This window comes from Kroppenstedtia sanguinis (genome assembly GCF_050433445.1).
In the GTDB taxonomy this organism is placed as follows: domain Bacteria; phylum Bacillota; class Bacilli; order Thermoactinomycetales; family DSM-45169; genus Kroppenstedtia; species Kroppenstedtia sanguinis.
This window is the reverse complement of record NZ_JBNPXF010000029.1, coordinates 14,408-40,512: the sequence shown is the minus strand read 5'-3', so window position 1 is coordinate 40,512 and position 26,105 is coordinate 14,408. Positions and strand designations below refer to the sequence as shown.

The following is a 26,105-nucleotide window of genomic DNA, read 5'->3' as shown; positions in this document are numbered from 1 at the left end:
AAAATTGGGCGACTTTTCCCCTGTTGAGCATCGGGAAAAAGTCGCCGCATAACCGTTCTTTTTTCATTGTCTACTTGACGGGGTCAAGACCAACCAGTCCGGCCTCACTTTCTGAGGCATGATACTTCTCCACCGCGAAGACCGCCATGGTCACCAACAATAAATAAAACACTAAATACAAGAAAAAATTTGTCGCTGATATGATGACAAAATCCTTTGTCCATAATTTTGCTTTTCCTTCCACGAAGGGTCTCCTCACTTTCGAATATTGTTGCGCATGATCTCCATTATCCGAATGATCTCCAGCTGTTCTTCTTCAGATATACCGGATAAAATCTCCTTTTCCAATTCGTCTACGGGGACACGGACATGCTCATAGACCTCCTGGCCAAGCTTGGTGATCTGCATTCGTTTTTCGCGTTTGTCTTTACCTACTGTCTGAACCACATACCCCAGTTCTTCCAAGCTAGCAAGGGTTCTGGTGATAGTGGGTTTTTCCACACCTTGATAGTAGGAGATCTCACCATTGGTTGAGGGCCCAAAATTATATAAATAATATAAAGTGGTCCATTGTGCCCGATGCAGATGGTGTTTGTTCAGCTGTATATTCAGCTGTTTTTCAAAGGGGCGATATAACGTGATCAGTTGATGAAAGAGCCTGACCGAAGTATGGATGAAAATCACCTCTTAAATAGTTATCTTAGGTAACAATTAGCTTAGGTAACCTTCTTATAGTAACAGCTATTTGCGGGAATGTCTAGAAGCATTGTGAATGAGTGCTGTCTGTGTCGATGGGGGTGGGATTTCACATTCCCTTTGACAATGGATGTACAGTACTGTATCGTTATTATTAATCAGTTAACAATAACGATACACGAAGGAGGGATACCCATGGATGAAAAAGAACGGGTTTTGGAAGCATTGCAAAGATTGATCACCGTACGAGAAGAAGCACAAAGGAAAAGGGCTAAGAAGGTCAGCGTAAGAGATGAAGATGAAGCTCGGGTTTTCGAATGGACACTTACTCAATTACACTTGATTGCTGCAATTAAAGAACAAGGGATGGCGAACAACACTTTCTTATCCGGCCGACTAAATGTATCGATGCCAGCCATCACCAAAGCGGCAAAAAAATTATTAGATCACGATGTGATTCAAAAAACTCAACGAGCAGGGAACAGAAAAGAAATCTACTATAAGCTGACCGAAAACGGTGAGGAGTTGGCGATGATTCATGAGCGGTTACACGAACAAGCGAGAAACCGATATCTCCGTATTTTAGAAAGGTTTGATGACCCTGATTTGGAAACGATCACCACTTTTTTAAATGGCGTTACCGACGAAATAGAAAGTAATGGGATATAGAGAGGTGGAAAGGATGAAAGGGAAAGGAATCCAAAATAAAGTACTTGTCTTATATTTATTAAGCATCGGTACGTTTTTCGCTTCCTTAAATCAAAACATCTACTCACCTATAATTCCCTTGATTCGGGATACTTTCGGGGTTTCATTAAACTGGGTGAATTTCACCGTCAGTAGCTTCATCTTCATTACAGCTGTGATGCAGATTATTCTAGGAACATTCATTGATTCTAAAAATCAAAAGAGACTGTTGATGAGTAGCTTGATTATAACGAATATTTCCACATTGGTTTGTGCATTCTCCACACAGTTCTTGGTATTTATGATCTTCAGGATGGCTCAGGCCATTGGAACAGCCATGATCCCTTTGGTAGCGGTGAATATGATTGCACAATTATTTGAAGGGGAAGAGCGAGGCAATGCGATGGGGACTTACCAGATCCTCCTCACTCTCGCTCCGGCGGTTGCGCCGATCTTAGGCGGCGTGCTTGGTCAGTATTATGGATACACGGGGATTTTCCTGTTTCTTTTCTTCCTCTCAATTATGTTACTTATTCTGTTGGGTTACTTCCTTTCAGAGGAGCAAACAAAGAACAGCTCAGCGAAGTCCTATCATATTAGGGAAAAGTATGTTTCCGTTTTTTCGAACCCTACAGGTACGGGAACCATGATACTAGGTTTTTTCATATTCCTGATCTATTTTGCGATTCTCGTGTATTTGCCCGTACTTTTAAGTGATCATTATCGGGTCTCTTTGCAGGTTATCGGCATGTTGTACTTACCATTAACTCTCAGCATGATTATGGGGAGCTTGTTGTTTAAAAGAATGCAGAAAAAGATGTCACTGCAGTTGTTGTTTATCGCTGTTTTAATATGTATGCCTGCGCAAGTCATGTTGTTTGGCATCTTGCATGAGCAAACGATCATCGGATTGGGTATCGTATTGTTTGTCTACGGACTGACCGTCGGTTTCTCTCCTCCTTTATTAGCCACCCTCATCAGCAATGAATATGAGGAGCATCGGGGAACTGCGTTGGGACTATTTAATTTCGTACGTTATTTTGGCATGGCTCTCGGTGCGATGGTCGCCGGTTTGTATAAAGTTGTTCCAGTATCTGCACTGTTCATCCTATTAGCCGCTTTATTGGGTTTGATTGCGGTATTCCAGTATTGGTTCATGAAAAAGAATAGATGTTGAAATATCACCGTCATCCTGTCACAGTGATTTAGCAGGGGAGAATCCCCTGCAAGTGAATGGCCGAAACCACCCCGGCAGTTCGGGTGGTTGTTCGGGTTTGAGGACTCTATGACGGCGTGATCTCATTTATTGAAATGGCTTGACATCAACGGTATGATGGGAAAGGAATGAACCTGGGTTTTCGATAGCAGAACGAAGGAGGAAAACCGGATGGGAAAGAAAAAGCAGACCCAATCCAACCGGATGCAGACTCTGACCTTGGTGACGGTGATCGTTCTCTTTCTCGGATTAGGTGTGTATGCCTTGGTGAACAACCTGATCAGCGGGAATGAAAAGGAGGAGGGGCTAAGTCAGGAGGCGACGATGGATGAGAAGGTGTTTGCCTATGACAAACAGCCTGTATTGGGGAATGAGGATGCACCAGTCCGGATCGTGGAGTTTGGCGATTATAAATGTCCCACCTGTAAAAGGTTTGCGGATGAGATCTATCCCCAGCTGAAAAAGGACTACTTGGACAACGACAAAGCCGGTTTCTACTTTATTAATAATCAATTTCTCGGTGAAGACTCGATCACGGCGGGAATCGCGGGAGAAGCCGTCTATGAGCAAGATCCGGCAGCCTTCTGGAAGTTTCATGAAACGATTTACGAGCACCAGGGTGATGAGAGAGAAACCTGGGCGACTCCGGAGTTTCTGGTGAAATTGGCCAAGCAAGCGGCACCAGGGATCGACCACGGTGAGCTGGCGAAAGCGATTGACAAAGAATCTTTCAAGTCACAAGTGGAAAAAGACAAGGAGATTGGGATCCAGTCCGGTGTTCAATCGGTGCCCGCCCTGTTTATCAATGGGAAGCCAGTACCTGACAGCCTGGATTATGAAGGGATCAAACAGATGATTGAAGAAGAATTAAAAAAAGCGAAATAACCTTTCAAGGGAGAAAGGGAGAAGAGAGCTGTGTCTTGGGTCAAAAACTATAGCCTCTACCTGGCATGGTTGGTGTCATTAATTGCCGTAGGTGGTAGCCTTTGGTTCAGCGAGGTGGCAGGATTTATTCCCTGTGAGTTGTGTTGGTATCAGCGAATCCTGATGTATCCCCTCGCGTTGCTTCTGGGGATTGCCAGCTATCGCGGGGATCGATTCATCACAGCTTACGCTTTGCCCTTCTGCATCATCGGTGCCGGTGTTTCACTCTTTCATTATGCCCAACAGAAAGTTCCGGGGCTGGCCGAAGTGGCAGGGTGTACCCAAGGGATCCCCTGCAGCGGAGAGTATATCAACTGGCTCGGTTTCATCACGATCCCGTTTTTGGCATTGACGGCGTTTATCCTGATTTTTTCTTTGTTGTGGATTGGTCGGAGAGAAGCGGATTAAGGTGACCGGGTGCCTCTTTTTGGGGCACTCTTTATTTTTGAACAGGTGTGTTGATTAACCGTATTTTAGGTAGGAACTAAGGTCGGGATGGGGAGACGGTGAAGAGCCTTTGCGTTCTTTGCAAGAGATCGTAGCCGTCCCCCCATCCCCGTCCCCTCAAGCGATATTTTACGATAGGGGCATGGGAAGAGCGAAAAGATCGTTTTGTTCCTATCACTCACTTTAGGCAATCAACAGCCATGGGGTTATCAACAGACCTGATTGTTTATCCAGTTCATGTGTTACCAAGTTATTGGAAATCGTTGAACCGTGGAGAGTACTTCTGTTACATTGATTTTACAAAACCGGGAAATCCATTGTATAAAATCCTGGAAAGGAAATCTGAGTATAAAGGAGAGGTCGCAGTGAGCGATGCAATACTACTGTATGTTTTACGTGTGATCGATTTGGACAGAAGTTTGATCTTTTATCGGGATATGCTGAGGTTTAACCCCTTCTCATATGATCCTGAACAAGGGACAGCTCGGCTGTTCACTCCAGATGGAGGCATCCTGTTTTTGACCACGGATCCGGAGCTGGATGTGGCCGCACTGCTGGAACAGGAGGGAGACGGCGGGTCCGAGGAGACGGCTGCGTCTCTGCTACCTGCAGAAGATATAGAGACGGAAGGGGTTCCATCGGGGATAGAGGAGGAACCCGCCGATCTGATGGAGACCCGAGGATCTGAGACGGAGACCTCTCCATCTTACGAGATCCGGGAGGTGGAGCAGGGGGAGGGACTTCATTTCCCTGGCGAGGATTTGTTGGTTTCCCAAGAGCGGTTAGCCGCTTTTGGAATCCCTGACCTGCTCCTGGAGGAGACACCTGGGGTGGAACAAGTGCTGAAAATGCATGACCCTGACAGGTATGAGGTGTCCCTTCATGAGAGTCTGCGCCTGACCGATGAAGAGGTGATCGATCTCTATAACAAAGGGCCCGATTTACTGGAAGTGGCGGTCATGGGGTTGGAGGAGGACCTGGATTTGACCACACCGGAGGGAGAGTCCCTGCGGCAGCTGATCCTGCAAATTGTTGACTTTGATTTGGAGATGATGCAACGGATCAAATGGGCGATGGCGGAAAACGGACGAGCCTACACCATTCCTCTCTATGACCCTGACGAGTGGGCCGAGAGTCTGAGCTACAGCAACCGGCCTGTTCATGTGGAGGTGCAAATGTTCCGCCTGTTGCGGGAACATATCCTGCACCAGTTAGAAGCAGTTCCTGAAGCGATGAATCATCACTTGGTTTCTGAACAGGGAAGTGTGGAGGTTCGTACCATGCTCCAGGTGGTGGCGGAAACTTCCCGGGAGCAGATCCAGACGATCCTGAACACGCGCCACCAATATGGAAAATAAGATATGGATAGAAACCCCGGTCGTTCCTGGACCGGGGTTCATTTTTGATTCTCTTTCCGTAGTTGTCGGTTAACCGTTTCCCGGCTCATCCCCACCAGCTGACCGATCTCTTCCTGGGTCAGGAGTTGTTCCACCGGTTGTTCCTGGAAGTGTTGGGACAACCATTCGCGAAACAGGGGGATCCGGGAGGAAGTGGGGGCGGTGGCAAAGGCCATCCGTTGTTGAATCAGCCGAAGCGTGTTCTGAAGGGAGAGGGCTACGTCCCGGTATTGGATCGGATCCCGCTTTAGATTTTCGTACCAGGATTCGGCGGGGATAAGCTTCACGCGGCTATCGGTGACGGCGATACAAGTGGCGAAGTAGGGTTGTGGGCTGATCAGGGAGTGATGAGGGAACATCTCTCCCGGAACGAGCAGATTGAACAGGAGGGAAGAACCATCGGGTCGGATGCGGAGGACTTTGAGCAGTCCGCTTTCCAATTGGTATAGGGGACCCATCTCTCCCTGGCGGAATAAGATTTCTCCCCGATGCAGTTGCAAATGGTTTCACCTCATTGTCATAGTTGGTGTGCTTCAAATCACAGCTGGAAATCGCCTCCTCGGTTATGGTTGAAGATGAAAGGGATGATTTTAATCAAACCATGAGGGGGCGCAGATCATGTTGGATCCTAAAACCATGGAGATCATCAAGAGTACCGCTCCGGTTTTGAAAGAACAGGGTGCTAAGATTACCCAGCAATTTTATCAACGAATGTTTTCCCGCCACCCCGAATTGTACAATATTTTCAATCGCTCTAACCAGCGGGAAGGGAAACAACCCCAGGCACTGGCGGATACAGTGTATGCGGCGGCTGCCCACATCGACCGCCTGGAAGAGATCCTGCCGGTGGTGGAACGGATTGCCCATAAACACCGGGCCTTGGGAGTCCGCCCGGAACATTACCCCATCGTAGGTGAGAATCTGCTGTGGGCCATCCGGAATGTGCTGGGAGAAGCGGCTACGGATGAGGTGATCGCTGCCTGGGAACAGGCCTACGATGCCATCGCCGATGTTTTCATCCAAGTGGAAAAGGGGATGTATGATACCGCCCGCAAACAGCTCGGCGGCTGGGACGGGTTCCGGGAATTCACGGTGGATCGCAAGGTGAAGGAAAGTGAAGTGATCACCTCCTTCTATCTCAAACCCCAAGATGGCGGGCCGCTACCACTTTTCCAACCTGGACAGTATATTACAGTTCGGGTCCGAATCCCAGGAGATGAGTATATCTCCCTCCGCCATTACACTCTTTCCGACTCTCCGGGCAAGGATACCTTCCGGATCAGCGTGAAGCGGGAGGATGGTGGAGATGGAAAACCGGCGGGTACGGTCTCCACCTATCTGCACCGGAATATCCAGGTAGGAGATCAGGTGGAATTGACAGCACCGGCAGGAGACTTCACCCTCAAAAAGGAAGGTACGGAACCGATCATTCTCCTGAGCGGGGGTGTGGGGTTGACGCCGATGATCAGTATGCTGACCACGTTGGCGGAGCAACAGGTGGAACGCGATGTGACCTATATCCATGCGGCACTCAACGGGGATGTCCATGCCATGAGGGATTACGTAGACACATTGGTGAAAGACCATCCTCGATTCCGTTCCTTTGTCTGCTATGAACAGCCGACAGAACAGGACCGGTTGGAAGGTCGCTTTGACAAGGAAGGTTGGATCGACGGCCCCTGGCTGCAAAGCATTCTGCCTGACCATCGAGGAGATTTCTACCTCTGCGGACCTCTTCCCTTCATGAAAGCGATGTATCGGCTATTGAAAGAGTGGGACGTGGAGGAGGACCGGATTCACTATGAAGTCTTCGGCCCCACCCGTCACCTGGATGAATCGCAACAAGTGACCCCAGTGGCGGCGATCTGAACGATCTTTGGAATGTAAATTTTCCACCCCGGCCGCTGCCGGGGTTTTTCAGTGGGTTCAGACGGGGATGAGGATGGGAATTTGGCGCCATGATAATACAAACCTCCCTGCCAAAGGTGTGAGTTGGATGCTGGAGATTGCGCTCCGGGCGCTGATCACGTTCCCGGTGCTGCTTTTGTTGACCCGGCTGATGGGGAAAAAGCAGATGAGTCAGTTGACCTTTTTCAACTATGTCACCGGAATCACCATCGGCACGATTTCCGCTTCGATGACGATCGACCAAGATATTCCCTTTTGGCACAGCCTGACGGGACTGGTCAGCTGGGTGTTGTTAACGATTTTGGCCTCCTGGCTCACCCTCAATTCCCGTCAGGCCCGGGGGATCTTGGATGGAGGTCCCACCCTGATCATTAAAGAAGGGAAAATCTTGGAGGAAAATCTGAAATCTTTGCGCCTCAAAATGGAAGACCTGGGCATGATGTTGCGGGAGAAAGACATCTTTTCCGTTGCCGATGTGGATGCGGCGGTGTTTGAGCCCAATGGAAAGCTCTCCGTGATCAAAAAGCCGGGCAAGCATGGAGCAACCAAGGAAGATCTGGGGGTGGCTCTCATGCAACCCAAGTATATTCCCACGGACTTGGCGCTGGATGGGCAAATCCTCCAACGAAATCTGCAGGAGCTCAACCTGTCTCCTGCTTGGCTGGAAACGCAGCTGAAGCAGGCTGGCACCTCCCTGGATCAGGTGTTCTACGCCCAGATCCAAAGCGACGGAACCCTCTTCATCGACAAACGACAGGATCCGACCAGGTCAACCCCATAACCGATTCACCCCGAAACCAGCTCGCTGTTGAAAAAACGGGCTGGTTCAATTTTTTCCGAAAAAGAGGTGCCTGGGTTTCAAAATCATGGTACACTCATCACCTGACTTTTCTCCGCTCGGCCCGTCTGGGGAGGATTTTAGCTGGCCTGTGGGAGATCCGCCCGGTCCTGACCATTGCGGGAATCCTGATCGCCATCGTCTCTATGTGCAGGATGGCTTTGCCCGTGTTTCGGGATCCGGAAGGGAAAGAGGAAAAGCCTCGCGAGGTCACGAACAATCATAGGGTGGGATAGGTATTTTTCATCATTATAGAACTGAACGCTTGATTCCAAAGGAGGATCTCACATGTCTGTTTCTCCCTTTCGGGAACGGATCACGACGGAACAGGAACTTCGTGATCTAATGGGGTTTCCTGGTGAGCCAGTGGTGAAAAAGGTGATCGATCATCTGGATCCCCATTGCCGGGAGTTTATCGGTCGTTCTCCCTTTCTGCTATTGGCTACTGCTGATAACACAGGTGCCTGTGATGTTTCTCCTCGGGGGGATGACCCCGGTTTTGTGCACATTGTGGATGATCATCATCTAGTGGTGCCGGATCGCCCCGGCAACCGTCGGCTGGATTCCCTCCGCAATATATTGTCTAATCCCCGTGCGGGGCTGATCTTTTTAATCCCGGGGATGGAGGAGACGCTACGGATCAACGGCCGCGCCTGCATCTTCCAGGACTCGGAGTTACTCTACGAGATGGAAGTCAAGGGGAAAATTCCAAAGGTGGGGATCGGGATGGAAGTGGAGGAGTGCTATATCCACTGTCCCAAAGCATTCAAACGCTCTCACCTCTGGCAGCCCGATACCTGGCCAAATCCTGCCGATTTGCCTTCGCCGGTCCAGATGGCGGTCGACCATATGAAACTGCCCCTTGTCTCTCAGGAGAAGGTGGGAAGATAGTGATAAAGTACTACCTGACATCCCTATTAAAAAAACCTCCGAAATTGCTTCGGAGGAACCTTCACTATCTGCGATGATCAATCCTCGGTAGACCGGCGGGATCCCGGATAGGGGGAGGGATAGTAGTGTGGATAGTGCGGGGGGTAATGAGGGTATGGGTGGTAGTGGTGATACGGATTATAATGGTAGGGAAAATAGTAAGAGGGGTAATGGGGGTATGACGGGTAAGGGGCTGGAGCGTGTTGTTGGGGAGGGGTGCCGTACGCAAATCCGGGGGATGAGGCGGTCTGGGCTTCAGAGCAGGGAGACGGGTAGGCGGAAGTTTGCCAGCCGCCGTAGGGTGCCGGTTGGGGGACGGCTCCCGGTTGCTGCCAGTATCCCGGGTCATATCCATACTGATTGACTGAGGCATCGGGCGCCCCGCTGCCATAGGGATCCCACCCGTTTTCCAATGACACTTTTTCCCCGGCGGGGTTCTGGGCCTGATGCTCTCTTTCTTTTCTCTCCTGGTCCGCCATGCGTTTCTCCTCCTTTGCACAAAAGGTGTACAGTAGAAATGTATGTGAGAACAACCGGTTCTTGTTTGTCCCACTGGAAGTCGGTGAAGTTTTTTACTGAGAGAAAGGGCTCATGTCTCCCCCTCAGTGATGGAACGGGATGGTTCCGCCTTGGGAGTGAGCTGTCGGCGGGGGGAAGTAGTGGACTTCAGTTGTCACAGATTCGCGAGGGAAGGGGTGTAGGAGGATGATCTTTCGGGAACGGGAAGATCACTTCATTCTGATTCGCCAGCATGATCATGGGAAAATCGCAGGAGATTTTGCCGATCATTGGAGGGAACCGATCGACAGATCCACAGGGATCGGGATCCGGTATCACGATGTGGGCTGGCAAGCATTGGATGGAGAGGTGCGATGGAATCCGGAGACAGGAAAGCCCTATTCTTTTGAAGATTATCCTCTGGAGGGTAAACTCCCTTCTTACACTGCGGGGGTCGACCGGGTACAGGCGATGGATCCCTTTGCCGGCTGTATCTGTAGCATGCACTTTGTCTCCTTTTTCATCGATACAAAGGAACCGGAAGAGATTCGTTTTGTAGAATGGGAGCAGGCCAGGCAACAGCGGCTGATTGCCGCCATGGGGAACGAAGAGCAAGCTAAGCTGAAGGAAAGTCTGCGGCTGTTGAAACTGTGCGATGATTTCTCTCTTTTCCTGTGTCTGAACGAGCCGGGCCAAAAGGATCATCCTTGGTACCGAAACGGATTTCGCTGGGGAGATGAGCTTCTGCAATCGGTCTGGGAAACAAAGGATCGATTGCGGATCGATCCCAGTCCCTTTAGGGGCTCCTTTGAAGTGACGATCCCATACCAGGTGGTGAGCCGAGATCGTCAGCCTCTGGAGCAGGGAAGCTACCGGATTCACATTATTCATCGGGGATGAGGGAGCTGGTTTCCCCTGTTGACGTCCCTTGGTAAGTATGTTATTTTGGAAACGGCTGTAAATTTACGACAGGAGGGATTTCCCTGTGATGGCATCTATCAGACTCCGTTTTTTCTTTGAGCGCTAACTGAATAGCTCAAAGGCTCTGCCTGTGTGCAGAGTAAACGGGATCGGTCTGCCCATTTTCAGGGAAACCTTTATAACTTGAATCGTTAAAAGGGAGGGCCTATCTGCTCTCCCTTTTTTTGTGTTTACCTGGATCGGGAAGTTCTTTTTACCAAGAGGAACGGCTTGTTTTGCGAAAGAGCAAAACAGGTGTTCTGTTGGTTTTTTTGCAAACTCTTCTTCCGTTACTCCAAACACAGGCAGCTTGCCTGTGTTTTTTTAAGTAGAACGGAGGATAAAATGCAGAAACAGACTGGACGACAGCAACAGGTGCAAAAAAAGAAAAAGGGTAGCAACTTTCCAGGTCAGCACTTGATGCACAACAAAGGTTTGATTCAAGAGTTGGTCAAAAGATCCAAGGTAAACCGGCAGGATCTCGTCCTGGAGATCGGTGCGGGAACTGGCAATTTGACGTTGCCTCTGGCGGAAAAATCGATGAAGGTTTTGGCAGTGGAGAACGATCCTGTCTTTGCAGAACGGTTGCAACGAAAAATCCAATCGGTTTCCAACATCCAAGTGATTCAACAGGATTTTTTACAGATCCATCTCCCGCGGGTTCCCTTCAGTGTCGTCGCCAATATCCCTTACTCCATCACTACCCCGATCCTGGGAAAGCTTTTCGATCGACCAACGGTTCCGATTCAACGAGGGGTTCTTGTTATGGAGAAGGGAGCGGCCAAGCGCTTCACCGCCTATCCGATCACCAACCCACGGATCTTGAAATGGAGAATCTGGTTTAAGGTGAAAATGGGAAGGACGATTCCACCGCACTATTTCTCGCCACCGCCCCGTGTCGATTCTGCCATTCTGACGCTGTGGCGACGGGACCAACCACGAGTTGCCCCACGCCATCATTCTCGGTTCATGGCGTTGGCAACATGGGGACTGAAGTCTCCACAACTGCCGGTTTCTCTGGCTTTGAAGGGGATATTTACCCCCCCTCAATTGAAACAGTTGCTGAGGCAATTGAAGATGGAGCGGGAGGCTCCAATCTGTTACTTGAGGGAAGAGCAGTGGGCGTGGGTGTTCCAAACGATGATGCAGGTGGTTCCACCCTATCGTTGGCCCAGGTGAGGGAGGCATTCCCTTTCCTCTCTCCTGATAGGCGGGGGTTTTCTTTCGTCTGATATAATAGGGGTGCGAACAAATCTGTCCGGTCCTTCGGGGAATCGGGGGACGGGATCCCCAGTAACGGGGTCCGTGGTGTCCAAAATAGCACAAGGGAGAGGGAAACCAGATGTTGCGAGCGGTGATCTTTGACTTTGACGGTTTGATTCTGGATACGGAGACAGCCGGTTACCGGACCTTTGTGGAGATGTTTGAGGCACATGGTACCCAATTGCCTATGGATTTGTGGTCCAGGGTGATCGGTAGTTCGGATCATCATGATGAGATTTATGACCATTTGGAAGCTACTACAGGCCAATCCCTGGACAGGGAAACTCTGGAGAGGGAACGCTGGGAGAAAAAACGCTCCCTCATTGCTCGGGAAAAAGCGCTGCCCGGGGTGCGGACGGTGTTGGAGCAGGCTAAAAATCTGGGCTGGAAAATCGGATTGGCTTCCAGTTCCGAGCGGTCATGGGTAGAGGGACACTTGGAGAAACTGGGTCTGCGGCATTATTTTTCGTGCCTCTGCAACCGGGAGGATGTGGAGCGGACCAAGCCCGACCCGGCTTTGTATCTGCAGGCAGCCAAATGCCTCGGGGTGGATCCGGCGGAAGCGGTAGCGCTGGAGGATTCCCCCAACGGCGCTTTGGCCGCCAAACGGGCCGGCATGAGATGTATCATCGTCCCTAACCGGGTTACTCGAGATCTTTCCTTTGGCAAGGTGGATCTGCGACTCTCCTCCCTGGAAGAACTTCAGCTGGGGAAATGGGCGGAAACTTGCCAGGTTGGAGAAGTGCAACGATGAAAGTCACGGGATTTAATCATGTGACCATTCGCGTCTCTGACCTGCAACGGTCCCGGAAATTTTACCAGGGGATTCTTGGGATGGAGTTGCTTCATCAGGGACGTCGGGATGTCTATCTGGAAGGGGGAACCGCCTGGATCTGTCTGATGGAGAGGGAAGGAGAAAGGATGGACGCCTCGGCGGGGCCGGGGGTGGATCATGTCGCCTTCACCATCGTCGATGAGGACTTCGATGAAGCGGTGGAGCGACTGAGGGACCACCAGGTGAGGATCATCCGGGGTCCGATGGAACGGGGCGGGGGACGGGTGCTCAACTTCCTCGACCCGGACGGAACCCAGCTGGAGCTGTACACGGGAAGCTTGGCGGGGCGGATGAAGAATTGGGTGTAGTCTCGCGAAAATGGGATCGGCTGGATGGTCTGAGGGGCGGGAAGGGGAAAGCATGTAAGTGTCCGGGAATAGGATAGGCGGAACCGGGGCTGTTAAAATCGGACTTGGGAGCAGCATTTATGGGTCGATCGTCTTTTCATCCATCTGGAGAAGAAAGGAGGAGAGTTCCTTGCGGCGGAATGGGGTTTCTCTAATCGTTTTCTTCATGATCAGTTTCGGGGTGGCCGGGCTGGGAGCGTGGATCACGGATGTGGGGCCGGGAACTTGGTACGATCAGTTGCAAAAACCATGGTTTCACCCGCCGAAGGGGGTCTTCAATCCAGTCTGGATCCTCCTTCACTTCCTGATGGCGGTCTCCGGGTGGCGGATCATTCTCCGACGGGATACAGCGGAACGAAGGTATGCTCTGCTGTTTTGGACGATCCAGTTGGCTCTTCTCCTGTTGTGGGTGTGGCTTTTTTTCTCCCACCATTGGATCGGGGGGGCGTTGTTGGAAAGCCTGGGGCTTTGGTTTTTCATTGGTGCCTTTGTGATCGCCGCTTGGAAAGTTGACCGGGTCGCTGTTGTCCTGTTTCTCCCTTATTGGTTCTGGATTACCTTCGTCGCCTTGTTAAATCTGGGCATCTGGTGGCGCAATTGATCCACTTTAGTGTAAAAAGAGGCGACGGACTTTTTTTCCGTCGCCTCTTTACTCATATCAGACAAAAGTAGCGATCCGATCCAGAGAATGTCGGTGGTGGGGACGTCCGGGTTCCGCCCCTTTGCCCAAGGCCACCAGTGCTGCAATTTGAACATGGTCTGGAAGATGGAAGAGAGCCTTTACTTTCTCGGGATCAAAGCCCAGCATAGGCGAGCTGTCGATCCCTTTTTCCTGAGCGGCGAGCAGTAGGAAGCCCAAACTGATGTAGGTCTGCGCCAAGGCCCATTGTCCCCGTTGCTCCACGCTTTGTGGACCGAAGGTGCTTTGGATGGTTTGAACCAGATGATCCTTTTGCTCCTCAGTCATTTCAGGATGTGCAAACTCCCGGGGGTTGGCAAGCACGTCCTCCATATCACTGGCCACCACAATTACTGCCGGGGCATGGCCCACCTGTTTTTGGTTGTTGGCTGCTGCTTGGAGCTGCGCTTTCTTAACTGGGTCGGTCACCACGGTAAAGCGCCAGGGCTGAACGTTCCAGGCGCTGGGAGCCAGACTCGTCAGGCGGAGGATCTCTTCCAGGTCAGCCCGCGGAATGGGCTCCTGAACATAATGGCGGATACTGTGTCGATTTTTCATCGCTTCTGAAACGGATGTCATCAGAGACTCCTCCTTTTACAAAAAAAAGATGGTTTTCTGTGATCATTATATATCAAAGGGTTTTCCATCTTAATTCGTTTTGCCAAAAACGAACTGGATCCAACACTTTCAGTTCTTATCGTTGTCCGTCCACAGGGGGTAAGATAAAATGAAGACCATTCTTGAACGGGAGGGAGAGACGTTGCAGGATACACTTCGGATGGCCCGCAGAGTTGCGGCGGAGGCAGCAGCGGCGGCGGGAAGCCTCGCCAGGGAACGGTTTTTCGGCGGATGGATCCGACGAGAAAAGGGGGACCGAGGGGATTGGGTGACGGATGTGGATCTGGAAGCAGATCATCTTATCGTGGACCGGATCCGGCAACATTTTCCGGATCATCAAGTGAGGAGCGAGGAGCAGGGAATCACTGGTGGTGAAAGCGATTGGCTCTGGTATGTGGATCCACTGGACGGGACCAATAACTATGCCATGGGGCTCCCCGTCTACGGGGTGAGTATCACATTGCTATACCGACGCCAACCTGTGCTGGGTGTTATCCATGATTCTCAGCTGGACCGATTGTACATAGCAGAAAAAGGAAAAAGAGCCCAATGCGAGGGCATTTCTCTTCATGTGAAGGGGGGACTTCCCTCTTCCAAGATGACGGTGGGCTGGATCCAGGGATACCAAGTGGGGAATGATCCCGCCGCCGAGATCTTGAGACAACTGATGGATCGAAAATTTAAACGGGTCCTGCGGCTGTGGGCTCCTTCTCTTCTGTGGTGCATGTTGGCCCGGGAGGATTTGGACGGGATCATCCTGTACAACTCCGAAGGGGAGGATCTCTACGCGGGTCTCCTGATGGCCAAAGAAGCGGGAGCCGCCGTGGTCGATTACCAGGGAAACCCCTTCACCGTGATGAATCCGGAACCCTATTTGATTGCCTGTCATCCAGATCATATGGAAGAGTTTCTCGCCCTAGTCAGTGAGGGTAGAGAGGGGGATGCAGAAGATGTTTGCACAGAGGGTGAGGGATGAGGTGAGTCTCCGCTGGTTGGGGCTGCACCATGGTGAAGCGCTGTTTCGTCTGATCGACGCTAGCCGGGAATATCTCCGTCCCTGGTTTCCCTGGATGGATTCTACGCGGGAGCCGGAGGATACAAAGAAGTTTATCCGTGAGGCCCTTCGCGGGATGGCCGAGGGGCGGGAGGCCCATTTCGGGATCTGGGTGGATGGACAGATCGCCGGGGTGACGGGGGCCCATACTATCGATCGGCTCAACCGCCACGCCGAGATCGGGTACTGGTTGGGACAAGACTTTGAGGGGAAAGGGATTATAACCGCTTCTGCCGGAGTTCTGCTGGGTTATCTGGTGGAAGAGAGAGGGCTTCACCGGATCGAAGCCCGCTGTGCGGCAAGCAATGACCGCAGCCGTCGGGTGATGGAACACCTCGGCATGCGCGAGGAAGGGACCCTCAGGGAAGAGGAGCGCCTAGCAGACAGCACCTATGACGATACATGGATCTACGGGATTCTGGCTTCGGAGTGGAAGAAGAGGAGAGGAACTGATAATTCGATTGGAACCTTTGACCTGGGCGGATTTCCCCCCGCCTGATTCAGTGGAGCGGATCCCCTGAACTTCCCCTGTAATGGTGGGCCTCTTCATTTTATTCAAAAAAGAAAGGTATCGGTTTATAAAACGAGATTATTTTCAAAAGTCGTGCTGTTTGGTCTCTACAAGGAGCCTGTCTTGTGCTACATTGGGATTGCATCAAGGGGAGAAAGGAGGGTTTGAGATGCGGGATTTTGATATCTCCCGTCTTATGAAACAACAATTTCAGCCGTTTCCGGTCGAGGGCACCGAACCGTTGAAAAATGCTGTCGGCCGGGGGCAGATCAAAAAAGAGGACACGGTGCTGGTGGTGAATCGGGGCGGTGAACGCATCTCCTTCTGGATGTACCAGATGACTTACCATCATGTGGCTCAGGGAAAGCTGGCCGGTAAGCCCTACATTGTCAACTATTGAGCGATCTGTCACACCGGAACCAGTATGGTTCCTCTCATGGATGGCAAGGAGCATCATTTTTTCTGTGTCGGTGTTTACAACGGTCTGGCAGTTTTGATGGATCGGGAGACCGGCTCCTATTGGGATCATATCACTGGGGAATGTGTCCATGGCCCGTTGCAGGGGGAGAAGATGGAGATGCTCCTCCTGGGGCAGATGACTGCAAGACAAGCCTTGGATCGATGGCCCGATCTGCAACTGGCTCTGTCAAAGCAACCCCCGTTCCGCCGGTTCGTACTCCAGCCCCTGATGAACTTTTTCGGCCGGTTCGGGATTTACCCGCCGGGATTCAAGGGGACGATGATCCAACGGGATCGCCGCTTGCCGGATATGACAAGCGGAGTGGGGATCATGACTCCCCAGGTGAAACGTTTCTATCCGATCGACGTTATTGAACAGGCGGGAGGCGAGCTTCGGGATACCTTGGAAGGTCGCCCAGTGCTGATTTCAGTCGATGAGGACGGATTCCTGGAAGTCGATTATGAAGACACGGAAGCTCCGCAGGATGTTCCCCAGCACTTATTCACCCGGTGGTACGGTTTTGCACTTACCTATCCGGGCTGCGGAATTTACGGTGAAGACCTATCATCCAGAGCACCATCATAATGAACCGACCGCTCCTCCATGAGGAGCGGTCGGTCTCTTTGGAAGGGGACAGGTCGGCACAGACGGATGAGGCCTGTCGCCGATTCAGAAAGATGGGTGAGCGAATCCCCGAATCCACCGATTCCCAGGAAACCGACGGCTCCCCCGGGATAATGCCATTTCAATGAAGGCTTGCTTCGGGAGGAATCCCGGGAGCGATTGGCGAAACGGATAAACCAAAAGGGATGGGAGGGGTCGGGATGCAGGAGCGAGTTGGCAATTGTACCGATTGCGGCCGACCGGTGGATTGTCTGGATGGATTTTTAAACGGAGTGATTCTCCAGGATGGCCGGCTGCGTTGTTTTCTTTGTGATGAAAAGAATAAAGAGGAAAAAGAGGATCCCAGGTAAGGGATCCTCCTTTTTCCTTTAGTGATCAGTTGCGAACCGCATTGTTGGCGTTGACCCGCCCGTGAATCCAGTAGTTGCCTGTTCCGCTGATTTTGTCAGCGGAATCCTGGATGGCTGACCGGATGCTGCTGTTGCTCTTCCCCTGGGAAGCCAGCAAACCTGCCACTCCAGCGACATGAGGTGTGGCCATCGAGGTTCCACTTAGGGAGGAGTAGGTGTTGGTCGGATAGGTGGAATAGATGTCCGATCCGGGAGCGGCTACATCCACCCAGGAGCCATAGGTAGAGAAGGAAGATTTGCGGTCGTTGCGATCCGTGGAGGCCACGGCGATGGCGTTGGAATAGGCGGCAGGGTAGTTTTTGACGGTGTTGCCGGCGTTACCGGCAGCAGCGACCACCACGGATCCTTTGTCCCAGGCGTAATTTACAGCATCTTCCAGAGTACTACTGGCACCGGTGCTTCCCAAGCTAAGGCTGATTACCTTAGCGCCATTGTCGGCAGCGTGGACGACACCATCAGCTACATCATTCAGGGATCCGCTTCCGGAGGCATCCAATACGCGAACGGCGTAGATGGAGGCATTGGGAGCCGTCCCGGCGATTCCGATCCCGTTGTTGGTGGAGGCGGCGGCGATCCCAGCGCAGTGGGTGCCGTGGCCGTTGGCATCATTGGGATTCCGATCCCCATCCACAAAGTCATATCCGTTGATCACTTTGCCGGAGAGGTCGGGGTGGTTGGCCTGAACCCCGGTGTCCACGATGGCAATCTTTACACTGCTGGAGCCGCGGGTGACGTCCCAAGCAGATTCCGCCTTCATAATCTGCGGTCCATACTGTCGGGAACTAAAAGAGGGGTCATTGGGAGTCCATTGGGTTTTCACGATGTAGTTGGGTTCCGCATACTCCACTTGGGGATTTTTTTCGTAGTCTTTGACGGCTTTTTCCACGGAACCTTTCACCTTAACCAGCTCATAGCCGGTCTTTTGGTGGTCGTTCCGTTGGATTACCTTAGCGTTCAGCTGTTTGTGGGCTTTGGTTTCAGCGGCGGTGGTTACACCTTTATCCTTGAACTTGACGATGACTTGTCCATCCACATAGGGGGCGGCTTTTTCTTTGCTGGCGGCGTTCACATCCATGCCAGGGGAGATGAACATTCCCGCAGCAAGAGACAGGATGGCCGCTGAAACTAGAAAGCGTTTCATTTAACTCCCTCCAGTGTTTGTAAGTTTATGATTCTGACCATTCTGAAATCAGGATTGAACTCCAAATGTCCCAAACCGGTCCAAGCGATTCATGCTTGTCCATCCACCTAGAATGGACAAGCCCCCTCTCCTGTCTATCATCGGCCGACTTCCCATTTTTCAGAAAAGATTCAGATGGATTCATCCACCCTCTTTCAAATTCCCCTCCTTCTAAAAAAAAGAGTCAGAGGATCCTCGTTTAGTACTATATCATATTCGACTGACTATTGTATATATTTAATTGATTAATAATAGCGGAATTTTATTTTGCCCTTGAAAACGGGTTTATTCCGATTCGATACTATAATTTTATTTACAAAAAAAGTGCTTGAGCCGAATCGTATTCTCGTAAAGAATAAAATCATTTCCTATATATAAAAGGTGTCAGGCTGTTGATAACCATAAAGCGGATGATGGGAAGGAAACGACCCTTTCCCTCTTCCCATTGCCCTCATCGTAAAATATGGCTTGAGGGGACGGGGATGGTGGACGGATACGATCTCTTGCAAAGAGCGCAAAGGCTTTTCCCACCATCCCGACCTGATTTGCTACCTAAATAGGGATAATCCACACGCCTGAAAAGGTGTGATTTATCCGTGGCTGGGGAGGATCTCTTGCAATAAGCACATTGCGGAATCGAGGAGTGATGCGCTTTTTTGGGAATGACTTGTCTCTGTGGGGGGGACGTTCTTGTACCATTCTGTGGGAATCCCCAGAGGGGGGAGCCTGCCGCCCTTTTTGGGTGAAGGGCGGGTGCAAAGATGGAGAAATGAGCATAACATATTAGAGGGAAAATCGATGCTCCTTATCGAGACTCCAATCATTGATTAATGGGAGGGATGCCTCGGTGTCCGCTGCACGGATATTTAAATGGATTACTGGGATCTTGGAAGCCGTCCTAGCCATCCCAATGTTGGGTGGTCTAGTCATCCTGGGGAATGGATATGCTCCCTTGGGGTTGATGTTGATCTTGCACATCATCACCATGGTCATCAGTTCCCGAAACCGGGTGAAAAAATATGGTAGTGTTCTGGGAATCATCACCTCCTGCCTCGGTTGGATTCCCATCCTGGGCTGGATTTTGCATGCAGTTACCGCCATCGCCCTGATTTGGGACGCATCCAAAAACGATGCAGGCCAAGCAAAAGCAAGCTGAGAACGGGCTGTCCACAGCCCGTTTTTTGCGGATTTACAGGAACATGGGTTCGTGATATGATCAATTAGGGAACGTATGTTCTGGAAATCGGAGGGATCGGCATGATTGGAGAAGTTGAAGCCCTGATTCATATTTTGGAGAGCAATCGGCTGGATCAAGTGCATTTTGAAGAAGAGGAGAATGGGTCTGACGAGGTTACGGAAGATGGACACGGTAGTTGATTCACAAAATCATGGTGAGCTGAACGGGGAGAGGCCCCCGTTTTTTTGTTGTCTAGTGCCCCTTCAGGCAACTTTGATCTTGTTTTTCAAGGCGGAGGCAGGATGGTGGAGCGGCTCCGATCTCTTGCAAAGAGCGCAAAGACGAATCAAATCCCACCATCCTTACCTTTCTGTGATTTTCCACACAATGTTCGCTGAGGAGGCATTAGATCCGTCCGTCTGAAAGTCCACACAGAATATTAGATGTTTTAAATGGGATCGAATATTTCCTATGTTTCAGATAGAATGGAGAAAAGTATACCTGTCTTCATCCTTTTGTATTTGAGGCAAAAATATTGGAGGAGGTAGTCGCAAGTGGAAGTGGCTATGCATGTTACCTTCCTGGAAGCATACTCTCGTTTGCCACAAACCGAGCGAAAAAAAACCACGGAGATGATCCGAAAGCTCCGGACAAACTCCCGAACATCCAGTCTCAATGTGGAACGATACCATGAGGCTGTGGATCCACATGTCTATTCAATCCGGGCCAGTCAGTCTTACCGTACGATCGGGCTGTGGCCGGACAAAGGAAAAACCCTACTCCTTCTCTGGGTAGATCATCATGATGAAGCTTATCGCTGGGCAAAGCAGAAACGGTTTACTGTCAATCTGCAAAACAACACCCTACGCATGTGGTCCATGGCGGAGGAAGGAGGGATGACTGGTTTTCCTTTGGATTCCCCATCTACTCAATACGGTCTCTTCTCTATATATACGGACCGCCAGCTATTAGATGTCGGGGTGCCGAAGCAGTTACTCCCTTTCATCCGGGAAATCCGGGAACCCGGTGAGCTGAACCACCCGAAGGAAGAGATTCCGGAAGAGACCCTGGAAGCTTTGAAACTGTTGGCCGAAGGAGAACCCTTCGATGCGGTGTACCAGTTTGTCCTGGAATGGCGTGTGGAACAGAATCAGACGGAACCGGAGGAGAATGAGGCGGAAGCTTTGGAGCGGGTCATTCACAGCCCCGCCTCAAGTCGCAGTATTGTGGTGATCTCCTCAGATGAACAGCTGAATGAAATTTTGGACAAGCCCATGGAGAAGTGGCGCACTTTTCTCCATCCCAGCCAGCGATCAATCGTCGAGGGGAACTACCGGGGACCCCTTCGTCTGCTGGGAGGAGCAGGAACCGGAAAGACCGTCGTTGCGATGCACCGGGCTCGCCGGTTGGCCCGGGAAGTGCTTCAACCGGGGGAGAAAGTGCTGTTTACGACTTTCAATCTCAATTTGGCGGATTCCATCAGACAAACATTGGGGACGATGTGCACCGAGAGCGAGCTGGAACGGATTGAGGTGGTCGCCATTGACCGCCTCGCCAGGCAGATCGTGGATCGTTGGCAAGTCGCCAACATTGAAGCGGTGGTAATGGACCGGAGCCAGTTTGAGAGCATCTGGCGGGAGGCCCTGGATGAGGCGGGATGGACTGAGGACAAATTGCCCTTTGCCCTGGAGGAATATGAACAAGTGATTCAGTATCACGGCGTGGAATCGTGGCCGGAGTACCGAGATCTGCCCCGGAGCGGCCGGGGAGTTCGCATCACTTATGCGGCTCGGGAACGAATGTGGAGTGCCACCCAGTATTATCGGAATCGGATGAGGAAGTTGGGTTGGTATGAATTTACCGACGTCCTCCGCATGGCCAGGAAATGGGTGGAGTCCCATCCTAGGAAAGAGTCGTATCGTTCAGCAGTAGTAGATGAGGTGCAGGATTTCCATCCTGAGGGGCTGAAGCTACTTCGCGCCCTCGTCCCGCAAAGAGAGAATGATCTTCTTCTCTGCGGTGACGCCCATCAACGCATCTATTCCCGCTATGTTACGCTCAGCCAATGTGGGATCGACGTCCGGGGAAAGCGATCCAAACGGTTGCGGATCAACTATCGGACCACCGAAGAGATCCGTTCCGAGACGATACGCACTCTGCAAGGTGTTCAGTACGATGATCTGGACGGCGGGAAAGATGAAGGGAAGGAGATTTCCCTGCTCCATGGGAATCTGCCGGAACGGCACCATTTCCAAACAGAAGAAGAAGAAACGGAGTATCTGGTGAATCAAATCCGGGAACTGCAGAAACAGGGAATTCCGACCGATGATATCGCCGTTCTCGCTCGCAAAAACAAGCTGGTGGAAGAAGTCCGCCAGTCTCTGGAGGAAGCGGGTATTCCTGTCGTCATTATGACCTCCCGTTATCAAAAACCAGAAGCCGGGGTCTCCTGTGGCACGATGCACCGGAGTAAAGGGCTGGAGTTCCGCGCTGTGTTCCTAATAGGAGTCAACCAGGGCATCGTCCCACCCCTCTCCCGCCTAGAGGGTTGTTTCGATAACGAGGAGCGGACCGAAGTAGAAAAGCAGGAACGCTCTCTCCTCTATGTCGCCGGAACTCGTGCGCGAGACCAACTCTTCGTCACCTCCCACGGCGTCCCCAGCCCACTGTGGCCAGTCAAAGAAATTTCCAGCCACCTCTCCTAAACCCCACCATCCCCAAAGGGTGTCCAAAAATGGACACCCTTTTTGGGTAGGGAGGATGATGAAAAATCGGTATACCCGATGGATCTATCGTCCTGATGGAGTGAAATTATTTCGTTATAATAGAGTTCTCTATCAACTAAAATAAAATACAACCTGAACTGGGGGAGAGATCATGCCGGCCTATGGAAAGTTGGTTCGTGACCGCATTCCCGTTATCATAGCTGCTTCGGGGAAAAAGGCAATTTGGCGGGGGATGGAAGATGACGAATAGCAAAAGGAAGTGAGAAAAAAGCTTCATGAAGAATTGGCGGAGTACGAAGCCACGCAGGATGATTCATCCGCTTTGGAAGAACTGGCCGATCTGTTGGAATTGATCTATACGCTTGCTGGTATTCATGGATCGACGCCTGCGGATTTGGAGAGAATACGTGCCGCCAAAGTGGCAGAGAGGGGTGGCTTTAGACGAAAGATTTTGCTGGAGGAAGTGATCGATGGATAATTTGAGGCTCACCACGAAAAACATCTACCCACACTTCCTGCAAGCGATCGAATAAGTCTCATCTATCTATTTTCTTACTTCCTTTATCCAGAAGTCCGGGGCGGCATTACTGGCGGATCCACTCGAGAAAGCGGTGGAAAGGGGAGCTGATATCAAGATTTGTACAGGGGATTATCTTTACTTCACCTCCCCAGATGCACTGGAATTGCTTAGCTCCGTCGGTGGTGTGGATCTTCGTTTATACCGTACAGGTAGCCGGAGTTTTCATCCTAAAGCATATCTGTTTCGGGATGAAGACGAAGGATTGATGATGATCGGTTCTGCCAACCTTTCCGAAAGTGCTCCGAAATCCGGTGTGGAGTGGAATCTGTCTGTAAATAAAGATGTGGATCCATGGGTGTTTGAACAGGCATTAGAAGAATATATGAAGGTGTTTCACCATGAAAAAACCGTGGAAGTCCACCTGGAGATGATCAAGGAATATCGTCAGGAATATAAGGCGTATCAGCGGACCTATTCAGAGATGCCAGAGGAGGAATTAGAGTTTTCTACATCCGATGTGACGTCGGTGGAAGCCACAATCACCCCTCACGAAATTCAACGGGAGGCGTTGCAGTCTTTGGTTGCAACGATGGAAGAAGGCTATGATCGGGCCATGGTCGTGATGGCCACGGGCTTGGGCAAAACTTATATGAGCGCTTTTTTCGCAAATCAATTGAAATTCGCTCACCGGGAAGAGATTTTGCGGCAGGCGGAAGCCACCTTCCTGGGAGTGAGCGCCTCTTGGAGAACGGGATTTTTCAATGGCTCCCGCAAGGAGCGGGATGTGGAGGTTCTCTTTGCTTCGATCCATACATTGTCCATGCTCCATCATCTTCGCTCATTTTGACCGGATGAATTTGATCTGATCATTGTGGACGAATTTCACCATGCGGCGGCCAAGTCTTATCGACGTGTGATCGAGCACTTTCACCCCCAATTCCTCCTGCTCGGGATGACCGCCACTCCGGATCGAACCGCACCGAGGCGACCCAGGCATTGCGGGAAGGCAGGATTGAAGCCATTTTCACTGTAGATCTGTTTCAATGAAGGCGTGGATATTCCACCGGTGGATACGTTGTTGTTTGTCCGCCCGACAGAATCCGTCTCTGTCTTTATCCAACAACTGGGTCGTGGCTTGCGTCTGGCGGAGGGGAAATCCTACTGTCAGGTGATAGACCTGATCGGAAACTATCGAAACTTAGAAGTGAAATTGAAGCTATTCGGGGAGCTGAACAAAAAGAAGGGAAAAACCGAATTTACTCCAACCGCTTTACCGGACATCTGTGAATTTGAGTTGGACACTCAGGCGATCGATTTTATCGCCAGATATCACGAACAGATGCCACTTCGCAAGCGCCGGTTGATGAACAATTATCATGGTGTGAAGCGAAAATTGGGCCACAGACCCGAGTATCTGGAGCTTCATCTTCATGGATGGGAAAATGTTCGGGGATATAAGCAGGAGTGGGGCTCCTATCCGGAATTTTTGCTGGATGTAGAAGAAGAGCTCTCTGACCAGGAAAGAAGTATCGTAATGACATACAAAGACTTGATCCGGGATGTGGAAAGAACGTCCATGTCTCGTAGCTACAAGATGGTGTTGCTGAGATGTATGTTGCAACGAGGGCCAGAGCAGTGGGCTGATCCGATCACAGCCAGGGAAGTAGCGCCCTATTTTTATCAATATCTATCCGATGCACCCTACCGCAAACAGAAGGACCTGACCACCCAAACGTTGAAGGGGGATACAGAGAAAAAGCAGTGACCCAACTGATCCAAACCATGCCTATGGACAAATGGGCAAAATCCTCTAAAGGAATCTTTGTCAGGGAAGAAGATATTTTTTATGTGGAAGGGTATCCGTCGATGCATTCGGAGGAACTACATAAATTCATCACGGACATCTGTGAATACCGGTTACATGCCTATTTTGAAAGAGGGAATGGGAATCCAGGATCCATGTTTGGGATCCTGGATACAAAATTGAAAGGAAAACAGTCCATATAGATAGAACAACGTGGTATATCTTTTTAAGTCAGGGAGCGCTTTCTAGCCTATCGTGAGTGGGGTGTATCCGGTGCGCGCGATGATCTATGGGGTGGCGGCTTCACTGTTCTTTGCAGTTACGTTTGTCCTGAATCGGTCCATGGAGATTTCCGGAGGAAACTGGATGTGGAGTGCATCCCTACGGTTTTTATTCATGATTCCTTTTCTGATGCTGATCGTCGGGATTCGGGGGAAGCTTGCCAGGTTGTGGGCGGAGATGAGGTGGCATCCTGTGGCTTGGCTGAGATGGAGTGGGGTCGGTTTCGGTCTGTTTTATGCTCCTTTGTGCTTTGCTGCTGCCTATGGACCCGGATGGTTGGTTGCTGGTGCTTTCCAGGTGACGATTGTGGCCGGTACCTTGATGGCGCCTCTCTTTTATCGGAAGGTTCGGATCGGGGGCGAGGATAGAAGGATTCGGGAACGGATTCCCGTCCGGGGGCTAGCCCTTTCATCGATCAACCTGCTCGGGATTGTCGTGATGCAATCAGATCACGCTCGGAACTTTCAAATCACTGAAGTGCTCCTCGGTGCACTCCCGTCCTGTTGGCGGCGTTTGCCTATCCTCTGGGTAATCGCACAAGATGATGGAAGTCTGTGAAGGAAGACTGGACACCTTTCAACGTGTATTAGGTATGACCTTGGCTAGCCTCCCTTTGTGGATCCTCCTTTCCTGTTTCAGTTGGGTCCTGTCTGGACCGCCTGAAGAAAGCCAGGTTGTGCAGACGTTCATCGTGGCTCTCAGCTCCGGCGTGATCGCCACGGTCCTGTTCTTCCGGGCAACAGATCTTGTCCGTGGGGACCAGAGGAAACTGTCCGCAGTGGAAGCGACTCAGTCCGGAGAAGTGATCTTTGCCGCTCTCGGTGAGCTGATCCTTTTCCCCTCTGCCCTTCCCTCCCCTCTAGCCTCGGTGGGAATGGGACTGATCGTAGTGGGAATCATCTGTCACAGCCGGTTCTCCCACAAGGGAAAAGCTGTGCAAAAAGCGGCGGTTTGATTACAAAATCAGGCCGCTCGTTTTTATGTACTAATCATGATAGAGTATAGATTGAGTCAGGGCTGTTGATTAACCAGAAAATGGGCGGAGGAAGGGAGTCGTGTGCTACCAAAGCGACGACCTTTGTACCATGGGCACTACAATCCAAAGGAGCTGAAG

General features: G+C 51.1%; 27 protein-coding genes and 3 pseudogenes. 24 read left to right on the top strand and 6 right to left on the bottom strand.

All coding sequences use genetic code 11. The features are described 5' to 3' along the window. Positions 1-91: 91 nt before the first annotated feature. Together JOD24_RS14635 and JOD24_RS14630 are read right to left on the bottom strand one after the other, a co-directional pair. Positions 92-244, bottom strand: a pseudogene (locus JOD24_RS14635) (MFS transporter); the annotation flags it as partial. 11 nt (positions 245-255) lie between these two features. Then, positions 256-684, bottom strand: a complete 429-nt coding sequence (locus tag JOD24_RS14630; protein ID WP_380167186.1) for a MarR family winged helix-turn-helix transcriptional regulator — start codon at positions 682-684, stop codon at positions 256-258. 207 nt (positions 685-891) lie between these two features. On the opposite strand from JOD24_RS14630, the gene JOD24_RS14625 reads away from it, so the two are divergent. The 5 genes from JOD24_RS14625 to JOD24_RS14605 all read left to right on the top strand — a co-directional run bounded on the left by JOD24_RS14625 (position 892) and on the right by JOD24_RS14605 (position 5,328). Beyond that, a complete protein-coding gene (locus JOD24_RS14625; RefSeq protein ID WP_429247187.1) occupies positions 892-1,365 on the top strand; it encodes a MarR family transcriptional regulator in 474 nt (157 codons plus the stop codon). 13 nt (positions 1,366-1,378) lie between these two features. Continuing rightward, complete coding sequence (locus JOD24_RS14620; RefSeq protein ID WP_429247186.1) at positions 1,379-2,560, top strand: MFS transporter; 1,182 nt, start codon at positions 1,379-1,381, stop codon at positions 2,558-2,560. A 210-nt stretch (positions 2,561-2,770) separates the two neighbouring features. Beyond that, the gene (locus JOD24_RS14615; protein WP_429247185.1) at positions 2,771-3,484 is read left to right on the top strand and encodes a DsbA family protein; all 714 of its coding nucleotides are present in this window, start codon (positions 2,771-2,773) and stop codon (positions 3,482-3,484) included. A 30-nt stretch (positions 3,485-3,514) separates the two neighbouring features. After that, positions 3,515-3,931 carry a disulfide oxidoreductase gene (locus JOD24_RS14610; RefSeq protein ID WP_380167194.1) on the top strand — a complete coding sequence of 139 codons (417 nt, stop codon included), beginning with the start codon at positions 3,515-3,517 and terminating at the stop codon, positions 3,929-3,931. 404 nt (positions 3,932-4,335) lie between these two features. Next, a complete protein-coding gene (locus tag JOD24_RS14605) occupies positions 4,336-5,328 on the top strand; it encodes a DinB family protein (RefSeq protein WP_429247184.1) in 993 nt (330 codons plus the stop codon). Positions 5,329-5,366: 38 nt separating this feature from the next. Here JOD24_RS14605 and JOD24_RS14600 read toward each other — a convergent pair whose 3' ends face one another. Continuing rightward, positions 5,367-5,867 (bottom strand): Crp/Fnr family transcriptional regulator, encoded by a 501-nt coding sequence (locus JOD24_RS14600; protein ID WP_380167198.1) that lies wholly within the window; start codon positions 5,865-5,867, stop codon positions 5,367-5,369. Positions 5,868-5,985: 118 nt separating this feature from the next. Between JOD24_RS14600 and hmpA the strand changes: the two genes are divergently transcribed. From hmpA to JOD24_RS14585, 3 genes are all read left to right on the top strand, one after another. Beyond that, the gene (gene hmpA / locus JOD24_RS14595) at positions 5,986-7,236 is read left to right on the top strand and encodes an NO-inducible flavohemoprotein (protein ID WP_429247183.1); all 1,251 of its coding nucleotides are present in this window, start codon (positions 5,986-5,988) and stop codon (positions 7,234-7,236) included. A 127-nt stretch (positions 7,237-7,363) separates the two neighbouring features. Then, positions 7,364-8,056 carry a DUF421 domain-containing protein gene (locus tag JOD24_RS14590; RefSeq protein WP_429247182.1) on the top strand — a complete coding sequence of 231 codons (693 nt, stop codon included), beginning with the start codon at positions 7,364-7,366 and terminating at the stop codon, positions 8,054-8,056. Between the two features lie 345 nt (positions 8,057-8,401). After that, positions 8,402-9,004 carry a pyridoxamine 5'-phosphate oxidase family protein gene (locus JOD24_RS14585; RefSeq protein ID WP_429247181.1) on the top strand — a complete coding sequence of 201 codons (603 nt, stop codon included), beginning with the start codon at positions 8,402-8,404 and terminating at the stop codon, positions 9,002-9,004. Positions 9,005-9,081: 77 nt separating this feature from the next. Here the strand turns inward: JOD24_RS14585 and JOD24_RS14580 are convergent, their stop codons facing one another. Next, a complete protein-coding gene (locus JOD24_RS14580) occupies positions 9,082-9,522 on the bottom strand; it encodes a hypothetical protein (protein WP_380167206.1) in 441 nt (146 codons plus the stop codon). Positions 9,523-9,748: 226 nt separating this feature from the next. Between JOD24_RS14580 and JOD24_RS14575 the strand changes: the two genes are divergently transcribed. The 5 genes from JOD24_RS14575 to JOD24_RS14555 all read left to right on the top strand — a co-directional run bounded on the left by JOD24_RS14575 (position 9,749) and on the right by JOD24_RS14555 (position 13,547). Next, positions 9,749-10,441 (top strand): DUF3891 family protein, encoded by a 693-nt coding sequence (locus JOD24_RS14575; RefSeq protein WP_380167208.1) that lies wholly within the window; start codon positions 9,749-9,751, stop codon positions 10,439-10,441. 405 nt (positions 10,442-10,846) lie between these two features. Beyond that, positions 10,847-11,680 carry a 23S ribosomal RNA methyltransferase Erm gene (erm, locus tag JOD24_RS14570; RefSeq protein ID WP_429247180.1) on the top strand — a complete coding sequence of 278 codons (834 nt, stop codon included), beginning with the start codon at positions 10,847-10,849 and terminating at the stop codon, positions 11,678-11,680. Positions 11,681-11,843: 163 nt separating this feature from the next. Next, complete coding sequence (locus tag JOD24_RS14565) at positions 11,844-12,518, top strand: HAD family hydrolase (protein WP_429247179.1); 675 nt, start codon at positions 11,844-11,846, stop codon at positions 12,516-12,518. Further along, a complete protein-coding gene (locus JOD24_RS14560) occupies positions 12,515-12,907 on the top strand; it encodes a VOC family protein (RefSeq protein WP_429247178.1) in 393 nt (130 codons plus the stop codon). The genes JOD24_RS14565 and JOD24_RS14560 overlap by 4 nt, the downstream gene beginning before the upstream one ends. A 169-nt stretch (positions 12,908-13,076) precedes the next feature. Beyond that, the gene (locus JOD24_RS14555; RefSeq protein ID WP_380167216.1) at positions 13,077-13,547 is read left to right on the top strand and encodes a TspO/MBR family protein; all 471 of its coding nucleotides are present in this window, start codon (positions 13,077-13,079) and stop codon (positions 13,545-13,547) included. Between the two features lie 57 nt (positions 13,548-13,604). Here JOD24_RS14555 and JOD24_RS14550 read toward each other — a convergent pair whose 3' ends face one another. Next, positions 13,605-14,204 (bottom strand): nitroreductase family protein, encoded by a 600-nt coding sequence (locus JOD24_RS14550; protein WP_380167218.1) that lies wholly within the window; start codon positions 14,202-14,204, stop codon positions 13,605-13,607. A 148-nt stretch (positions 14,205-14,352) separates the two neighbouring features. Here JOD24_RS14550 and JOD24_RS14545 point away from each other — a divergent pair, with 148 nt between their 5' ends. From JOD24_RS14545 to JOD24_RS14525, 5 genes are all read left to right on the top strand, one after another. Next, on the top strand, positions 14,353-15,219 hold the full coding sequence (locus JOD24_RS14545; RefSeq protein WP_380167220.1) for an inositol monophosphatase family protein: 867 nt from the start codon (positions 14,353-14,355) through the stop codon (positions 15,217-15,219). Further along, a complete protein-coding gene (locus JOD24_RS14540; RefSeq protein ID WP_429247177.1) occupies positions 15,194-15,796 on the top strand; it encodes a GNAT family N-acetyltransferase in 603 nt (200 codons plus the stop codon). Before JOD24_RS14545 ends, JOD24_RS14540 begins: the two co-directional genes overlap by 26 nt. Before the next feature lie 181 nt (positions 15,797-15,977). Then, positions 15,978-16,208 carry a hypothetical protein gene (locus tag JOD24_RS14535; RefSeq protein WP_380167224.1) on the top strand — a complete coding sequence of 77 codons (231 nt, stop codon included), beginning with the start codon at positions 15,978-15,980 and terminating at the stop codon, positions 16,206-16,208. 3 nt (positions 16,209-16,211) lie between these two features. Further along, positions 16,212-16,853 carry a DUF3179 domain-containing (seleno)protein gene (locus JOD24_RS14530; protein WP_380167250.1) on the top strand — a complete coding sequence of 214 codons (642 nt, stop codon included), beginning with the start codon at positions 16,212-16,214 and terminating at the stop codon, positions 16,851-16,853. A 239-nt stretch (positions 16,854-17,092) separates the two neighbouring features. Further along, positions 17,093-17,242 carry a hypothetical protein gene (locus JOD24_RS14525; protein WP_380167226.1) on the top strand — a complete coding sequence of 50 codons (150 nt, stop codon included), beginning with the start codon at positions 17,093-17,095 and terminating at the stop codon, positions 17,240-17,242. 25 nt (positions 17,243-17,267) lie between these two features. Here the strand turns inward: JOD24_RS14525 and JOD24_RS14520 are convergent, their stop codons facing one another. Next, positions 17,268-18,443, bottom strand: coding sequence for a S8 family peptidase (locus JOD24_RS14520; RefSeq protein ID WP_380167228.1), 1,176 nt, complete (start codon positions 18,441-18,443; stop codon positions 17,268-17,270). 886 nt (positions 18,444-19,329) lie between these two features. Between JOD24_RS14520 and JOD24_RS14515 the strand changes: the two genes are divergently transcribed. The 6 genes and pseudogenes from JOD24_RS14515 (at position 19,330) to JOD24_RS14490 (ending at position 25,946) form a co-directional block, all read left to right on the top strand. Beyond that, positions 19,330-19,638 (top strand): hypothetical protein, encoded by a 309-nt coding sequence (locus JOD24_RS14515; protein WP_380167230.1) that lies wholly within the window; start codon positions 19,330-19,332, stop codon positions 19,636-19,638. 575 nt (positions 19,639-20,213) lie between these two features. Further along, positions 20,214-22,364 carry a 3'-5' exonuclease gene (locus JOD24_RS14510; RefSeq protein WP_380167232.1) on the top strand — a complete coding sequence of 717 codons (2,151 nt, stop codon included), beginning with the start codon at positions 20,214-20,216 and terminating at the stop codon, positions 22,362-22,364. A 280-nt stretch (positions 22,365-22,644) separates the two neighbouring features. After that, complete coding sequence (locus JOD24_RS14505; RefSeq protein WP_380167234.1) at positions 22,645-22,863, top strand: hypothetical protein; 219 nt, start codon at positions 22,645-22,647, stop codon at positions 22,861-22,863. Positions 22,864-22,927: 64 nt separating this feature from the next. Then, positions 22,928-23,938: pseudogene (locus JOD24_RS14500) on the top strand (DEAD/DEAH box helicase family protein). Between the two features lie 33 nt (positions 23,939-23,971). After that, the gene (locus tag JOD24_RS14495) at positions 23,972-24,670 is read left to right on the top strand and encodes a hypothetical protein (protein ID WP_380167236.1); all 699 of its coding nucleotides are present in this window, start codon (positions 23,972-23,974) and stop codon (positions 24,668-24,670) included. Between the two features lie 312 nt (positions 24,671-24,982). Next, a pseudogene (locus tag JOD24_RS14490) lies at positions 24,983-25,946 on the top strand (DMT family transporter). Positions 25,947-26,105: the final 159 nt, after the last annotated feature.

Coding starts and splice junctions, on each gene's coding strand:
- JOD24_RS14625 (WP_429247187.1), top strand. CDS start 892: ATGGATGAAAAAGAACGGGTTTTGGAAGCATTGCAAAGATTGATCACC.
- JOD24_RS14620 (WP_429247186.1), top strand. CDS start 1,379: ATGAAAGGGAAAGGAATCCAAAATAAAGTACTTGTCTTATATTTATTA.
- JOD24_RS14615 (WP_429247185.1), top strand. CDS start 2,771: ATGGGAAAGAAAAAGCAGACCCAATCCAACCGGATGCAGACTCTGACC.
- hmpA (WP_429247183.1), top strand. CDS start 5,986: ATGTTGGATCCTAAAACCATGGAGATCATCAAGAGTACCGCTCCGGTT.
- JOD24_RS14590 (WP_429247182.1), top strand. CDS start 7,364: ATGCTGGAGATTGCGCTCCGGGCGCTGATCACGTTCCCGGTGCTGCTT.
- JOD24_RS14585 (WP_429247181.1), top strand. CDS start 8,402: ATGTCTGTTTCTCCCTTTCGGGAACGGATCACGACGGAACAGGAACTT.
- JOD24_RS14580 (WP_380167206.1), bottom strand. CDS start 9,522: ATGGCGGACCAGGAGAGAAAAGAAAGAGAGCATCAGGCCCAGAACCCC.
- JOD24_RS14575 (WP_380167208.1), top strand. CDS start 9,749: ATGATCTTTCGGGAACGGGAAGATCACTTCATTCTGATTCGCCAGCAT.
- erm (WP_429247180.1), top strand. CDS start 10,847: ATGCAGAAACAGACTGGACGACAGCAACAGGTGCAAAAAAAGAAAAAG.
- JOD24_RS14565 (WP_429247179.1), top strand. CDS start 11,844: ATGTTGCGAGCGGTGATCTTTGACTTTGACGGTTTGATTCTGGATACG.
- JOD24_RS14560 (WP_429247178.1), top strand. CDS start 12,515: ATGAAAGTCACGGGATTTAATCATGTGACCATTCGCGTCTCTGACCTG.
- JOD24_RS14550 (WP_380167218.1), bottom strand. CDS start 14,204: ATGACATCCGTTTCAGAAGCGATGAAAAATCGACACAGTATCCGCCAT.
- JOD24_RS14545 (WP_380167220.1), top strand. CDS start 14,353: ATGAAGACCATTCTTGAACGGGAGGGAGAGACGTTGCAGGATACACTT.
- JOD24_RS14540 (WP_429247177.1), top strand. CDS start 15,194: ATGTTTGCACAGAGGGTGAGGGATGAGGTGAGTCTCCGCTGGTTGGGG.
- JOD24_RS14535 (WP_380167224.1), top strand. CDS start 15,978: ATGCGGGATTTTGATATCTCCCGTCTTATGAAACAACAATTTCAGCCG.
- JOD24_RS14525 (WP_380167226.1), top strand. CDS start 17,093: ATGCAGGAGCGAGTTGGCAATTGTACCGATTGCGGCCGACCGGTGGAT.
- JOD24_RS14520 (WP_380167228.1), bottom strand. CDS start 18,443: ATGAAACGCTTTCTAGTTTCAGCGGCCATCCTGTCTCTTGCTGCGGGA.